At 55.4% G+C, this 14166-nt stretch carries 15 protein-coding genes; 8 read left to right on the forward strand and 7 right to left on the reverse strand.

Translation table 11 applies throughout. From position 1 onward, the window contains the following. On the forward strand, positions 1-1302 hold the full coding sequence (locus AB9F27_RS17560; RefSeq protein WP_335586467.1) for a TRAP transporter large permease: 1302 nt from the start codon (positions 1-3) through the stop codon (positions 1300-1302). Then, positions 1299-2651, forward strand: a complete 1353-nt coding sequence (locus tag AB9F27_RS17565; protein WP_335586466.1) for an amidase — start codon at positions 1299-1301, stop codon at positions 2649-2651. The genes AB9F27_RS17560 and AB9F27_RS17565 overlap by 4 nt, the downstream gene beginning before the upstream one ends. Here AB9F27_RS17565 and AB9F27_RS17570 read toward each other — a convergent pair. The 3 genes from AB9F27_RS17570 to AB9F27_RS17580 all read right to left on the reverse strand — a co-directional run bounded on the left by AB9F27_RS17570 (position 2638) and on the right by AB9F27_RS17580 (position 5137). Continuing rightward, the gene (locus AB9F27_RS17570) at positions 2638-3366 is read right to left on the reverse strand and encodes a hydratase (RefSeq protein ID WP_335586465.1); all 729 of its coding nucleotides are present in this window, start codon (positions 3364-3366) and stop codon (positions 2638-2640) included. The two genes, AB9F27_RS17565 and AB9F27_RS17570, sit on opposite strands and share 14 nt — an antisense overlap. 1 nt (position 3367) lies before the next feature. Beyond that, complete coding sequence (locus AB9F27_RS17575) at positions 3368-4021, reverse strand: aspartate/glutamate racemase family protein (protein WP_335586464.1); 654 nt, start codon at positions 4019-4021, stop codon at positions 3368-3370. A gap of 138 nt (positions 4022-4159) precedes the next feature. Further along, on the reverse strand, positions 4160-5137 hold the full coding sequence (locus AB9F27_RS17580; protein ID WP_335586463.1) for a LysR family transcriptional regulator: 978 nt from the start codon (positions 5135-5137) through the stop codon (positions 4160-4162). Positions 5138-5240: 103 nt separating this feature from the next. Between AB9F27_RS17580 and uraD the strand changes: the two genes are divergently transcribed. The 4 genes from uraD to AB9F27_RS17600 are packed head-to-tail and all read left to right on the forward strand — an operon-like array spanning position 5241 to position 8567. Further along, positions 5241-5786 (forward strand): 2-oxo-4-hydroxy-4-carboxy-5-ureidoimidazoline decarboxylase, encoded by a 546-nt coding sequence (gene uraD / locus AB9F27_RS17585; RefSeq protein WP_335586462.1) that lies wholly within the window; start codon positions 5241-5243, stop codon positions 5784-5786. A 27-nt stretch (positions 5787-5813) separates the two neighbouring features. Beyond that, positions 5814-6803, forward strand: a complete 990-nt coding sequence (locus tag AB9F27_RS17590; RefSeq protein ID WP_335586461.1) for a TRAP transporter substrate-binding protein — start codon at positions 5814-5816, stop codon at positions 6801-6803. Between the two features lie 4 nt (positions 6804-6807). Further along, a complete protein-coding gene (locus tag AB9F27_RS17595) occupies positions 6808-7290 on the forward strand; it encodes a TRAP transporter small permease (protein WP_335586460.1) in 483 nt (160 codons plus the stop codon). Beyond that, the gene (locus tag AB9F27_RS17600) at positions 7287-8567 is read left to right on the forward strand and encodes a TRAP transporter large permease (RefSeq protein WP_335586459.1); all 1281 of its coding nucleotides are present in this window, start codon (positions 7287-7289) and stop codon (positions 8565-8567) included. Before AB9F27_RS17595 ends, AB9F27_RS17600 begins: the two co-directional genes overlap by 4 nt. 3 nt (positions 8568-8570) lie before the next feature. Here the strand turns inward: AB9F27_RS17600 and AB9F27_RS17605 are convergent, their stop codons facing one another. From AB9F27_RS17605 to AB9F27_RS17620, 4 genes are read right to left on the reverse strand one after another with little or no spacing between them, the layout of a single operon-like run. Beyond that, positions 8571-9317, reverse strand: coding sequence for an aspartate/glutamate racemase family protein (locus tag AB9F27_RS17605; protein WP_335586458.1), 747 nt, complete (start codon positions 9315-9317; stop codon positions 8571-8573). Between the two features lie 3 nt (positions 9318-9320). Beyond that, positions 9321-10196, reverse strand: coding sequence for a polysaccharide deacetylase family protein (locus AB9F27_RS17610; RefSeq protein ID WP_335586457.1), 876 nt, complete (start codon positions 10194-10196; stop codon positions 9321-9323). Then, a complete protein-coding gene (locus AB9F27_RS17615) occupies positions 10193-11704 on the reverse strand; it encodes an amidohydrolase family protein (protein WP_335586456.1) in 1512 nt (503 codons plus the stop codon). Before AB9F27_RS17615 ends, AB9F27_RS17610 begins: the two co-directional genes overlap by 4 nt. Then, complete coding sequence (locus tag AB9F27_RS17620) at positions 11701-12441, reverse strand: aspartate/glutamate racemase family protein (protein ID WP_335586455.1); 741 nt, start codon at positions 12439-12441, stop codon at positions 11701-11703. Before AB9F27_RS17620 ends, AB9F27_RS17615 begins: the two co-directional genes overlap by 4 nt. 346 nt (positions 12442-12787) lie before the next feature. On the opposite strand from AB9F27_RS17620, the gene AB9F27_RS17625 reads away from it, so the two are divergent. Both AB9F27_RS17625 and AB9F27_RS17630 read left to right on the forward strand, forming a co-directional pair. After that, positions 12788-13462 (forward strand): GntR family transcriptional regulator, encoded by a 675-nt coding sequence (locus tag AB9F27_RS17625; RefSeq protein ID WP_369757972.1) that lies wholly within the window; start codon positions 12788-12790, stop codon positions 13460-13462. A gap of 520 nt (positions 13463-13982) precedes the next feature. Further along, positions 13983-14141, forward strand: coding sequence for a hypothetical protein (locus AB9F27_RS17630; protein ID WP_335586453.1), 159 nt, complete (start codon positions 13983-13985; stop codon positions 14139-14141). Positions 14142-14166 lie beyond the last annotated feature (25 nt).

Consider the following 14166-nt stretch of genomic DNA (forward strand, 5'->3'; position numbering starts at 1 on the left):
ATGACAATTCTTGATATCGCAATTGGCTTCTCGGTCATGATGGGCTTGTTGTTAATCGGTTTTCCGGTTGCCGTGGTCATGGTGGCTATGGGGGTTGTCGGTGGCATGATCCTCTATGGGCCGGTTTTGCTACAAAGTATGGGGCCCGTCCTGTGGGGAGTTCAAAACGAAAATGTTCTGACGGCGATCCCGCTGTTTATCTTGCTCGGCGAGTTGCTCCTGAGGTCCGGTATTGCGGATCGGATGTATGGCGCATTGGCCCTTTGGCTCGGGCGTCTTCCGGGGGGATTACTACACACCAACATTGGCTGTTGCGCCCTGTTTGCCGCTACATCCGGATCTTCTGTGGCAACGGCGGCGACCGTCGGCACTGTGGCCCTCCCCTCGTTGACCGAACGTGGCTACACCCCCTCACGCTCGCTTGGCTCCCTCGCGGCGGGCGGCACTTTGGGCATTCTCATCCCGCCCTCCGTGAACCTTTTGGTGTATGGATCGCTGGCGAATGTTTCTGTGGGGCAGTTATTCATTGCGGGCATTGTGCCTGGCATTTTGCTGACACTGTCCTTCATGGTTTTGATTGCCCTTCAACACTATTGGCGCCCCGACGATGTTGCCGCCCCTCCTGAGGTTTCCCGCAGCGAACGGATCAGTGCCCTACGACATTTAGTCCCCCCCGCGGTGGTCTTCTCGATTGTGATGGGCTCGATTTATCTGGGGATTGCGACCCCCACGGAAAGTGCTGCTCTTGCCGTGATCGTGGCACTTCTTTTTGTTTGGCGTGAAGGCAAGCTTAACTTTGCGTTTCTGGATATCTGCTTTCGCCAAACCGCTAAAACAACGGGCATGATCCTTTTGATAATCGCGGCAGCCTTTACGCTGAACGTCACGCTGGCCCTCGGTGGGATCACTGGCGCCATGAGTGATTGGGTCGAGGGGCTTGGCTTAACCTCAATAGCGCTGCTCTTTGCGCTCATGTTATTCTATCTGATTTTGGGCATGTTTATGGATGTTTTGTCGATGCAGGTGCTGACAATCCCGATTGCCGTTCCGATCATCGTTGCGGCGGGTATCGACCCAATCTGGTTTGGCATCTTTGTCGTTTTGATGAGCGAACTTGGCATGATCACCCCACCGGTTGGAATGAACCTCTATGTTGTGCAGGGCGTGCGCGATGACAACGGTCCGTTCTTGGACGTGGTTATCGGTGCCATCCCTTATGCGGCGATTATGATTTTGTTTGCGACAGCGCTGATTTTGTGGCCGAGTATCGTGATGTGGTTGCCCGAAAGCATCATGGGATGAGTATCTGGAAACTGGATATAACCGATCTGCTCGCGGGCTATGCCGACGGCAGTATCACGCCAACACAGGCGGTGGCCTGTCTGCAAGAGCGCATCGCGGCCCTCAACCAGACGCTAAATGCCTACACCGCGATAAATCCAGACGCGCTGATCCAAGCAGCCGCGTCCACACAACGGTGGCAAAATGGCACGCCGCTTGGTCTTTTGGATGGCGTGCCGCTTATTATCAAAGACAACCTTGTGACAGCGGGCATGCCCGCATCTTGGGGAAATGCCTATTTGTCCAAACTTGCCTGTACTCACGATGAAGCGCCTATCGCTAAATTGCGCGCGGCAGGTGCAATATTTTTGGGCAAAGGCAACACGCCTGAGTTTGCGGTTGAAGGGTACACTGACAATCTGACTTTCGGCGTGACGCGCAACCCTTTTGATCCTGCGCTAACACCGGGTGGATCCTCCGGCGGCGTCGTTGCGGCCGTCGCTGCGGGTATGGCAGCGGCTGGAATCGGAACGGATGGAGGCGGCTCAATCCGCAGACCTGCGGGCTACACCGGCCTTTTGGGGCTGAAACCCGGAATCGGGCATGTCGGTCGCCGCGGCGGGCTTGCGCAGGTTCTTCTTGATTTTGAGGTGGTTGGGCCTATTGCCCGAAGCGCGCGGGACCTTGCTTTGCTGGACATGGTCCTCGCCGACACCCCCTGCCCGCCTACGCCTTTGAAAAGTATGCGTATTCTGGCCGTCGAGGCTTTGGGAGAGTCCCCTTGCGATCCGACGATCCGCGAGGCTTTCAATGATACATGCGAGAGGCTCGCAGCCTTGGGCCATCCCGTAACGCGGGCGCAACTGCCCATTGATCTAAGGGCGCTGAATGCCGTCTGGAGCCAGATCGGCGCGATTGGCCTTGCAAATTATTTCACTCAGGCACCGGAGGTGCGCGCCAGTGCGAACCCCAAATACTTGGAGATGGCACAAGCTGGAGCATCCAAAACAGCAACAGACCTATATCAAATTATGGAGATCGTCTTCGCGTTGCGAAATGAGTTAGCGGCGTTGTTCGCGGCCTACGACATAGTCCTCACGCCCACTGCCGCAGCCAATCCGTGGCCAGCCTCCGAGCCTTTTCCAACCGAGATTGACGGGCACACTGTTGGACCGCGCGGTCATGCGGTTTTCACAGGATGGGTCAACGCGGCAGGACTTCCTGCTGTCGCATTTCCCGCTGCATCAGAGGGGCTTCCGATTGGAATGCAGCTTATTGGGCAACACGGGTCAGAAGCGCTTTTGACGGACCTTGCTTCAACCTGCGTCGCCCCGTTTAGATGGCCCGCATTGGCTGCTACGCCAACGTAACCTTTACCGTGCCAATACCTGCAATCTCGCCCTCCACCTCGCACCCTTTTGGATAATAAACCAGCGGATGGAGGGACCCAGTAATGACGATTTGACCTTTGCGCAGCCCGCCACAATGATTGCCAATCCGCCTTGCAAGCGCTGCAAAAGTCTCCAAGGCGGACCCACCGGGAACCGTGGTCGTCCCAGATAAAACCTGATCGTCCCCAGCCCGCAATTGCGCTTCAACAACGCCAATATCGCGACCGTCCCACGCCTGAACTTCTCCCCCGACGACAAGACCAAAATTAATCTGATTATCGGCAAGTTTGACCAAAGGATTTTGGGACAATGGCCCGTCAAAGCGCGTGTCGACCAATTCGATCACCGCAACGGGCTGTAGGTACGCCGCCAAGTCGCCCTCAGGAACCATTGCGAAATCATCAGGCAAATCCGACAGGATCCGTAATCCCACTTCCAACTCAATACCCATCATATCGGCCACGTTCAGCTGCGCGCCACTTGGCACCACACTCGCCGCAAAAATAGGCGCCATGATGGGCTCCTCCCCTAGCTTACGGGCCGTTTTGAAGCCGCCAACTGCACCCATTTCGCGGCACACACCTGATTGAATCCGGTACGCGTCGTCAAAGTTTTGAGGCCCCGCGCCCTCTGGCACAAACCGACTGTTCGCCCGATGCGCAGCCACAAGCTTTGCAGTCCAGTCATCACTCATTTCATTCTCCATTTTTGGTCGCCATGAGGGCAATACATTCTTTGACCGCTTCCTTGATTGGATGGATCAGGGGCACCGTGGCCTGACCGCACAGCCTTTCAGCCGCTTCGCCCAAGGGTCCGCCGCCAATAATAACCTGCCTCGCACCTGCATGAACGGCACGTTCAATTTGGTGCAACAACGCGCGATCCAACGCCTCGGCCTGCGCCATAAGGGAAACCGCGTCGCCTTCCGGAACGAACGATCCAATATATGGGGCTGCACCCCCATTGGCGCGCATTAAGGTATCGATACTCGGCACAAGCGCGGGTGTTGTGGTCGCAACGGCAAATGGCATGCCCTCCCGCATCGCTCTGCGCGCCGCAGCCGCTCCAATACCAATGACCGGCATCGGCAAATTTCTTCGCAAAATATCCGCGCCTGGATCGCCGAAGGCCGCCACAATAACGCAAGAGTATCCGTGCATTGCACTTGCAATTTCCACCACCTCGGCAGCACTGGCATCCAACGACGCCTTGTCGATAATCAGCTTCGGTGCACGTTGCGCGGTAAAGCCGTCTATTACTAGATCGAGATCAACCTTGCGAGCAATCGCGACCATCTTTTCGGTTGTTTCCGCATTGGAATTCGGATTGATAAGCGCGATCTGGTTCACTCGAGTTTCATCCCGTTCGCCGCGATGCCTCAAAAGGGATTCGTGGTCTGTTTCAATTGATAGGGTTACTACTTTGAATGTGAGGGTGCCACAAATCTGCAAACCACCCCCCACTTTGATCTAAATTCTTTATCTTTTTCAAAACAAATCGCCATCCCTCACCGTCGGCCTTGCCACCTGCCGCGCCGCGGCTACGCCCCGAACTTCGGCGATACAGCTTGCGATCTCTTCTGCAACAATTTCAGAAACAGTCGTACAAATGCGGGGCAATGTCCTGCGCACACTCACAACAAGTCCGATGGATTGACTAGAGATTTTTTGCTCCGAGATAGGAATGGCGATCAGGCTACCGTCCAGAAGTTCCGAAGAGGCATCGAGTTCCGACGTCAACGCAATGTGAGAGCCTGACACCGCCATTTGCTTAAGGAGCTGCAAAGAATTGGTCACAACTGGCGGCCTCGTATCGGAGAAAAGCCACGTGTGCCGCGCTTCAAGTATCCGTCGAATGGCAAGTTTTGCGCTTTGAACAACCAAAGGATAGGCCCGAACATCTTTGATCGAGATCGTCTCGCGTTCCGATACTGGATGATCTGGAGACGCGACGCACACAAGCGGCAGTTCGTCGCTCCAGAGCACGTGCAAATCGCGCGACGCCTTGAGATTGAACCCCAACACGATATCCGCCAAACCTTCGTCAATTGCGACAAGGGCTTCGTCGGGCGTCATGATCTCTACTTCGATCTCCACCCGAGGATATTCCCGCCCGATCCGTGCCAATATCTGGGGCAAAGGTCCATTGGTAAGACTGTCCATCGTTGCCAGTCGCACAAGACCGACTTCGACACCGTGCATCTGTTTCACATCCGAAAGAACACGGTTTTCGTCGTCGCGCCACCTGCGGGACAGCACCACGAACATTTCGCCAGCAGCACTCAGATCCATGCCCGTACTTCGCCGGTCAAAAAGCTGGAGATCCAGTTTGTCTTCAAGCAATACGATTTGACGATCAATTGCCGAAGCTGAAATACCAATCGCACGCGAAGCAGCCTGAATTGAGCCGTGTTCGGCAACAGCCTCGACATACAGTAGGACGCGGGGAACCAAGTTTAAGGGCATTGTTAAGACCATTCGAATAATTCGAACGAAGCATCGATCTTTATGTTATGGATTGCAATGCATTTAATACGTAGGTTTGCATTATCAGCAAGCGGACGGCATCATGAATTCCTCTCTAAACACACTCAACATGCTCCAACGCGACGAGGCTCTTGTCGTACTCGCACCCTTGGTCGAGAATTCGCCATGGGTCACCGAAATTGTGGTCGACCAGCGGCCCTTTTCGTCGGACGAAACCCTCGCTAAGGCTCTGGTCGAAGTTATAATCGAGGCACGCCATGAAACACGGTTAGCTTTGTACAATTCCCATCCGGAACTCTCGGGTGCCGAAGCCGCTGAAGGCCGGATGACAATAGAATCAACATTCGAGCAAGCGCGCCTTGGACTGAACAGCCTATCGCGGGCAGAGGCCCTGAGATTGGCTGAGCTTAATCAAATATACCGCGCGCGCTTTGATCATCCGTTCATTCTCGCACTGCATCGGGTTCCCGACCGCAAGACTCTATTCGAAATCTTCGAGCGCCGCCTGAACGAGACGCCGCTCGAAGAACACACAAGCACATTGGCCGAAATCGCATCAGTCATTCGGGCGCGTTGTCGCCGGACATTCGGTGCCAGTGCCAAAACCTCTCTAGAACAACTTTTATAAAACCAACCGAACCTCAGGAGACTACCCATGAAACGTCAGATATTCGCTCTCGCCACATCTTTCTTCGCACTCGCCACAGCAGCAAACGCAACTGATGTGATCCGGGTTGCCGGAAACTTTGCGACGGAACATTCGTCCTCGGTTGCTATGGAAACTTTTAAAAGCCAGCTCGAAGAACTTTCCGGTGGCGAAATCGAAGTCAACATTTTCCCCGCCCGCCAATTGGGTGGCGCGTCCGAAAACGTTCAAAACGTCAAAATCGGCACGGTTGAAATTATCTGGGTTGGCAGCGCCTACCTGACGCGTACCGTGCCTGAATTGGAAATTGTCGGCCTTCCTTTTGAGTTTGAAAGTCGGGAACAGGCGTTCAAGGTTATCGACGGCCCCGTCGGTGACGCGCTCGACATAAAGCTAGCCACACACGACATAACTTCACTGGGCTATATGGAACTTGGCTTCCGCCAACTCACCAACTCGGTGCATCCGATTGAAACTGTAGACGATATCGCGGGTCTGAAAATCCGTCTTCAGCCGAATGAAACCCACCTTGCCACGTTCCGCGCGCTTGGCGCCAACCCCCTCGCCATGGACGTGAACGAGCTTTATTCGGCGCTTGAGCAAAAGGTCGTCGACGGGCAAGAAAACCCATTCTCCATCATTCAAGTTGCAGGATACCCAGAAGTGCAGCCCTACGTTTCCAACACAGGCCATTTCTTTGACTTCATCTCCGTCGTGGCAAACAAGAAATGGTTCGACGGCCTTGCTCCCGAAGCCCAAGGCTGGGTAACAGAGGCAATGGATACTGCCGTTACCCTCCAACGCACCCTTGCAGCAGAACAGGACGATGCCGCACTTGCCAAGATCATCGAAATGGGCATGACCTACACTGAAGTTTCACCAGAACTCGCCGCCGCCCTGCGCACGGGAACAGCAGGCGTCGCAGCCGAAACCAAGGCGCGCCTTGATCCAGAGTTGGTCGCACTACTCGACGCTGAAATAGCTTCTCCATCGAACTGATCCAGTGATTAAAAACTTTCTCGTCACTTTCCTTGCGCACGCCGATTCCGGTGCGCGCAAGGTCGTTATCGCCACCGCCGCCATTATGGCTGCGGTGGTTTCGGCGCAAGTTGTGATGCGCTATGTTTTCAACGGTTCCTTTGATTGGGCGGACGAGATTTCCCGCCTAGCCTTTGTCACCACCATCTTTATTGCAATCCCACTCGGTATCCGTGACGGAACGCACGTAAGTATCGACATTTTCGTGGCTAAGTTTCCTGCCCCCCTTGGCGGGATTGTGCAGCGAGCGACCTATTTGATCGCGGGATTGATGCTGTTACTGGTAGCATGGACCGCGATCAACGTTGCAGGCGTCACATGGAACGAACGGATGGGCGCAATCAACATCACATCCGCCGTCTTCTTTTTCCCCATCATCGTGGGTGCCCTGCATTCCGCCTTACACCTGTTGCAAATGGCAGCAGATCCGGAGACCCCAATCCCATGAGCCTATCCGTCATTGCCTGTTTTTTTGTTTTGGGTTTTTTGGGCATGCCACTGGCGTTCTCACTGGGCTGCGCCGCGATTTTTGGCCTCTGGATGGCGGGGTTTGACCCGAGCATCATGCCCATCCGCATGTTAAATGCGGTGAACTCCTTTCCTCTGATGTCGATCCCACTGTTCATGATTGCGGGCGAACTCATGCTCAAGGGCGGGATCATGGATCGGCTGGTCGATTTCGCCAATGCCTTTATTGGGCGGATGCGCGGTGGCTTGGCGCAGGTGTCGATCATCGCGGGAGCTGGTTTGGCGTCGGTCTCGGGTGCCGCAGTGGCGGATGCATCGGCGTTGGCGACGACGCTCGTGCCATCGCTCAAGCAACAATACGGGTTGGGCTTTTCGTCTGGCGTGGTCGCAGCCGCCGCGAACCTTGGGCCAATCATCCCGCCCTCTGGTGCCATGATTGTGTATGCATTTATGGCAGGATCGTCGGTTTCTGTCGGTGGTATGTTCATGGCGGGCGTCGTGCCGGGCCTAATCCTGTTTGTTACGCTCATGGCGCTGTGCTGGTTTATCTCGTGGAAGCGTGATTATCCCCTCGCCGGAAAACCCTTCACCTTGGTGGCTGCCCTACGGGAATTGCGCCGCTCCATCGTGGTCTTCATGATGCCGGTCGTGGTGATCGGGGGCATCGTCGCGGGGGCATTTACCCCGACCGAAGGAGCCGCCATCGGCGTCTGTTACGCGCTGCTCATTGGATTTTTCGTCACACGCCAGCTTAAAATATCAGACCTACCGGATGTGTTGCTTTCCGCCGCCAAAACCACGGCAATGGTGGGGGCAATGATCGCCTTCGCGTCGACGGTTACCTTTCTTTTCACCATTGATCTACTGCCGATGAAGCTTGCGGCCCTACTAAAAGAAGTGACCGACAGCCCTATCGTGTTCCTCCTGCTGGTCACGGCCATGATGCTGGTGGTGGGAATGTTTCTGGAATCAAACGCTGCCAACATCATGCTGGTGCCCCTTTTCCATCCTATTGCGTTGCAGTTCGGCATTGACCCGCTGCATTTTGGGCTTCTCTTTGTGATGAACCTCGTGATCGGAATGTTGACCCCGCCTGTTGGGGTGGTTCTCTTTGTTGTCTGCGGTGTCACTGGCGTAAAAATGACCGAGTTGGTGCGCGAAAGCTGGCCTTTCATCGCGGCAATGTATGCGGTGCTTTTCTTGTGCATGTTCTTTCCAGCGATTGTTACATCGCTGCCAAGAGCTATGGGGTATTGAGGGTCAATCGCCTCGGAAAAGCCGCGTAAGGGCAGGATCAAGACCCGCCATGTCAATGCCCGCAGACGCAGCATAAGTTCCCGCGCGTGATTTCGGCAAGCCGAGACGCACGGCCATCTCGGCCATGCAGACCGCCGCCCCAACGGGGGAAACTACAGGCACTGGCAGTTTTGGCTGGATGCGTCTTGCCATCCCTTCCAGCGACCCTGCGCCCAGCAGGATGACGTCAGCCAAGTCGTCATCAACCGCCTCGCGTGCCAAGGCCAACGCGGTGGAATCGGCACCGATTTGATCCTCCGTAAGGTCCGTACCTGTCAGGCCGAGGTCACGGATCGAAACGACGCGGGACCCGAGGCCCGTCGAGGCAACCAGCTCTGCGGTCATCCGTCGCGAAGGCGCACCTATCGATAATATGGATAGCGACTGACCCAACAGGGAAGCCGCCGCCAGCCCCGCCTCCCCCGTCGCAATCAGCGGGACGGGCATGACTTCTTTTGCAGCGGCGGTTACGGCGGGCACAATAAAGGCCCCGACGATCACCGCGTCATGGCCATCGTAATGCGTGGCCAGTGCCGAAAGCAACGCGTGCCCTGCCACCGCAGCCTCGCCCCGCGTCGAGATATACGCCGAGCCAAAGGGCGCAGAGCAGACATCAATAACGGTACCCGGGGCGGCGACGCGGCGGGCTTCGTCCACCATGATTGTGGCCATCGCTGTGGAGGTGTTTGGATTGGCAAAGAGGATACGCATGCTTTACTCCGCAGCTAAGTTGGGATCGGCCAACACCGCCGCATGTATCTCGGAGGGCGTGGTATACCAGATTTCGTCGGCGCGGGACTGTAACTTCTCGAAAGCCTCAGAGAGCGCACGCAGACGCCAAGGTTGGCCCGAAACAAAACTGTGTAACACGATGCTCATGACCACCGGCTGCTGTCCCCCTCCATCCAGAAGCTCCTCGGCCTCATCAAGGATCATCCGCGCAAAGGTCCGCGCGTCGGTCTGGCGGCCAATCATTGTCGTACTGTCGTTGAGTTCGGCGGCATAGGGAATTGAGAGCAACCGCCCCTGCCCTGTGTTCAGCCAGACGGGTTGGTCGTCGAGCTTCAGGTCGAGCAGATATTGGTAACCCGCCCCAGCAAGGCTGTCGAGGGTTGTCGGCGAATGGGCGAGCCAAGGGCTTGACCACCCCCCAGGGGGGGAGCCCTCCTCCGCCGCGATGCGCGCCCGCACGTCGGTGACATAGGTGGTTTCTTCGGCGGGAGTCATTCCAGCCAGACTGTCCGAATTAGAATGGCCGTGCGCCACGATCTCGGCCTCAACCAAACGGGCCGCGGCCAGAACCGCGGGGGCTTCGTCGTACAGGTCCGAATTCAGTAAAACTGTGGGCCGAATGCCAAAGCGCGCAAGCCGGTCAAAAAGCCGAAAGGCCCCTACGCGGTTTCCGTAGTCGCGCCAAGCGGCATTTACGAGGTCAGGTGGTGCGCCTCGCGGCAGGATATCTTCGGTCAGGCCGTCGTCAGGACGATAGCTTTCAACCCCGACTGCGACCCAAAGCGCAAGCTTTTTACCGTTGGGCCAAGACGCGCCCCTGCGTGTGGGCAAAGCAGAATAGCGCCACGGTAGCGTCATGCCAGACCTCCAGAAAGATTGCGCGTCATTCCCACGTCGCGGGCGACCGCCTTGTCGTGCATAGCGCGGTAAAGTGGCACCAAGGGCGCAACCTCTACTGCCGCACGCTCCAGTATTGCCGCTTTGCCGCGAAACATTTCGCGCGCTTCGGCCAAAAGACTTTTCTCGTCTACGCTGGTCACATGTCCCGACTCTGCAACCACAACGCCAGCCACCATCGTCAGCCGTACCGAGTTGCCCAGTTCGACATGCACCAATTGCCGGACCAGATCATTGAGTGGAAGAAAAGCAAGGGTAGACAGGTCAACCAGTATCACGTCCGCCGGCGCACCGATTTCTAGCGTCCCAAGCCCGTGCCGCCGCATGGCGCGACCCCCGCCCGCAGTCGCAGCCTGCAGCACATCACGGGCGCTGGGCCATCGGTCGGGATCATGACCGGACAGCGTATGGATCATGCCAGCCGTTTTCATCACGGACCACATATTAACCGCGTCATCGGCGATCGCCTCATCCACGCCCAACGAAACGCTAATGCCACGATCAAGTATCTCGCGCAGGGGCATTAAACCCGACCCAAGCCTAAGGTTACTGTTCGGATTATGGGCCACATTGGCGCCAGCGGCCGCGATCAGATCAAGATCCTCGCCATCCACCCAGATTGCATGGATGACCTGCATCCGATCAGACAGAAGCCCCAAATCGTGGGTATAGCGAACGAGCGAGCGACCACCAAACTTCTCATGGCCCAGCACACGCTGAAGCTTTGTTTCAAGCATGTGAGCAAAGACGGGCAAGTCATGCTTGCGGCTAAGATCATCAAGTGCTGCAAAATACTCTGGCGTCACCCGCTGAGGTGCAGAGCAGGACACCGCCGCGCCGATCCGGCCCATTCCAGCACCGTGCCAATTGTCTATGAGATGTTGGTATAGCGACAACAGCTCACCCCTACTATTTTTTGGCCGGCGTCTCAAAATTTCACGCAATTCAGGAGGGGCAAGGTCGCCAAGAAAGGGAAGCTTCTCGACCTCGGAAAGTTCCGGTTCGTCCAACGCAATATTGGCGCGGATGCCGCTGTCGATGTAGGCTTGGCAGATGGCATCGATGATTTCCGGCGTCGGTTCGGGAACGAAGAAACAATCATCCTGCACGGCGGTGGTGCCCGAGCGCAGCATCTCGATGCAGCCCAACATTGTGCGCAAATACGCTTCGCGCGGGGTCGGTCGTAAGGCTTCAAGGGCCGGACTTTCATAGAGCATGAACAACTCTAGAGGTAAACTGGCAAGCCGCCCTTTCATATGGTTTACTGACGAATGGAAATGCGCGTTGACGAGGCCGGGCATAAGGAGGTCGCCCTTACCGTCGATGATTGTCGCGCCCTGAGGCGGCGTCACTGCATCGCCCACATTGGCAATACGACCGTTGAGAATAAGAACGTCGGTGATGGATGTCATACCATCCGCCCGATCCAAATCGAGCAGATGAACGTTTCGAAAAATAGTCGCGCTCATGAGGTTCCTTCTCTTTGCCAATTTCCAGCAATCAGATTTGTGAGTGGCGCGCTCAGGCCGAGTGTTTCGCCAACGGGCACAGGACGCGGCGGGCCAGCCTCGCCCCCGTCAACACGTGACACACAGAGTGCCACCGCCACTGCACCGTCAAAAAGTGGAATTGTGGCACGCGGCGCAAGGCGATCCGCCACGCCGACCACCGCCGCGCCAAGTATGACCACAGCCTCCGCGCCTGCACGGGCAAGGCGATCAACAGCAGCAAATATGACGTCATCCCGACGGCTTGCGTTAAAGTAATCCGCAGCCGAGTCGAATTCCACACAGTCCCAAGCCAAGGGTGAAATGCCATATCCAGCGATCAGGCGTGAGTAGAGAGGGCGACTCGATGCGCCAAAGATAATGGCGCCGAAGGCGCGCCCGTCCGCTGAAGCCTCGGTCAGTGCCGCCTCGGTGATGCCAACCACAGGCATTGGCAAGAGTTCGGACGCAGCGAGCTTCGCGGTATCAAAGGAAATGGCAAGGATCACACCGTCAAACCCCCGCGCATGTTCGGCAATAAGCGCCAAAGCCGAATGCGCCGCGATTAGATTTTCGGCCTCGGTTGTTACGATCCGCGCTCCGAAGCGGCCTGTCACGCCTTGGATTTCAACGCCCGCCGGCGCAATACGCCGCGCCTTGGCGACATAGGCTTGCGTCACTTCTTCGGATGTATTGGGATTTACGACCAACAGGCGCATCAACGCAGCCCCGCAAAAACGGTTGAATTGGGCGGATTGGACTGCATTTTCACCCTTTTCATGTCTGGTTGAGCACAACAACGTGAAACGCATTCGCACAGCAAAGATCAATGTCCAGCAACACGTTTAAGCCCTTCTTGAGCCACACTTTTGTTAACAATTCAAATTATTTTTGCGCACAATATTTACACACCAGTGGTAAAATCGGAAGCAATCCATATTTTTTAACATATATATCAAAAGGGTAACGCACACTCCCCCTAGGTTCTTTATTTAGCGAGTAGCATTGCAAATACCTTGAATGCTGCATAATATTTGAACACTTTGAATTAACGTCAGGCGAGGTATGGCACGGCTTAACGATCACGAAAGCGAAGTTTACGATCGGATTCGCGCCGCAATCAGCGCACGCCAACTTCTGCCCGGTCAGAGGCTGCGGGAGGTTGAACTCTGTCGCATTTTTGGGACAACGCGGGGCACAGTTCGCAAAATCTTCGCGCGACTGGCCTTTGACGGGCTTGTTGATCATCAACCCAATCGCGGCGCGTCGGTCGCAAAACCCTCGACCAAAGAAGCCACCGACATGTTTATCGCGCGCCGTTGTATCGAGACGACAATCGCCCGCGAAGCTGCCTTGCGACTAAAACCCGAGGACATCACCCGTCTTCGGACTCATATAGAACGCGAAAAAGTGGCGCTAGAGAAGGGCGACAAAGATCGCCTCATTGCCCTTTCGGGCGAGTTCCATGCTCTACTTGCTGGCGTCGCGGAGAATTCTGTTCTGAAACGCTACTTGATCGACCTCATCGCGCGGGAGTCGTTGATCATCCAACTTTTCGAGAAACCCGGAGTGAAATGCTGCTCGCACGAAGAGCATTCCGAGATTCTCGACGCCCTGATCTCCTCCGATTTGGACCTACTGGATAAATTGATCTCGGACCATATAGACGGCATAGCCGCCAGCCTCGATCTGCTCCAACTCGACGCATCGCGGCCAAGCTTGTATGACGTTTTCTCCTAACGAAAATCGCACGCAAAAACCCCGCTTCGTGCGCCGAAAATTAAGGTCATTCAGTAAGTCCAGACCATTGGTCCCCCAAGTTTTTCGAAATTTTACGTAAATTTTACTTATAAGTATAAAGCCCGCGGGTGCAGTCAGACAAATTCGAACTCGTCTCAGCTGGGCCAGTAAGGCAGCCCTTTACCTTTTGTGGCATGGCTGACGGGAGTGCCTCGGCCTAATGGCCCCTACAGCGTAGCACTTCACCTTTTCGTAGAGTCTGTACAAAATAATGGTGCACAATTTGGTACACAATTTAGTGCACATATCGCAGATTGCAGCCTGCACCGCAAACATGTAATGCATTGAAATAAATATAGATTTAACAAAACTGAAAAACTTTTCGACGGACTGTCTCTCCGCCAAAATCTGGCGATAAGTATTTAAAAATGCTGCAAAAAATGTATCCGCGCGCCATTCAGCCCCACATCTAGCCCCACATAATCTTTTGATGGAATTTTCCTGTTGACGGAGCGTGGTTATGAAGCTCCTATATTTGTCAACACGGGTGTTCCAATATTTTTGGCCTGCAAAGATGCGTGAAGATTTCTCGGACGATGTAGCGTTTCAAGCAGCGGATGATCTCACTTTTGCTTTTGCCGTCTTTGGTGCGTTTTCGGGTGTTGTCAAACAAACTTGAGCACGCCGCAAAAGGCACATCAAGT

This window comes from Falsihalocynthiibacter sp. CO-5D18 (assembly GCF_041205445.1).
GTDB lineage: Bacteria > Pseudomonadota > Alphaproteobacteria > Rhodobacterales > Rhodobacteraceae > Falsihalocynthiibacter > Falsihalocynthiibacter arcticus.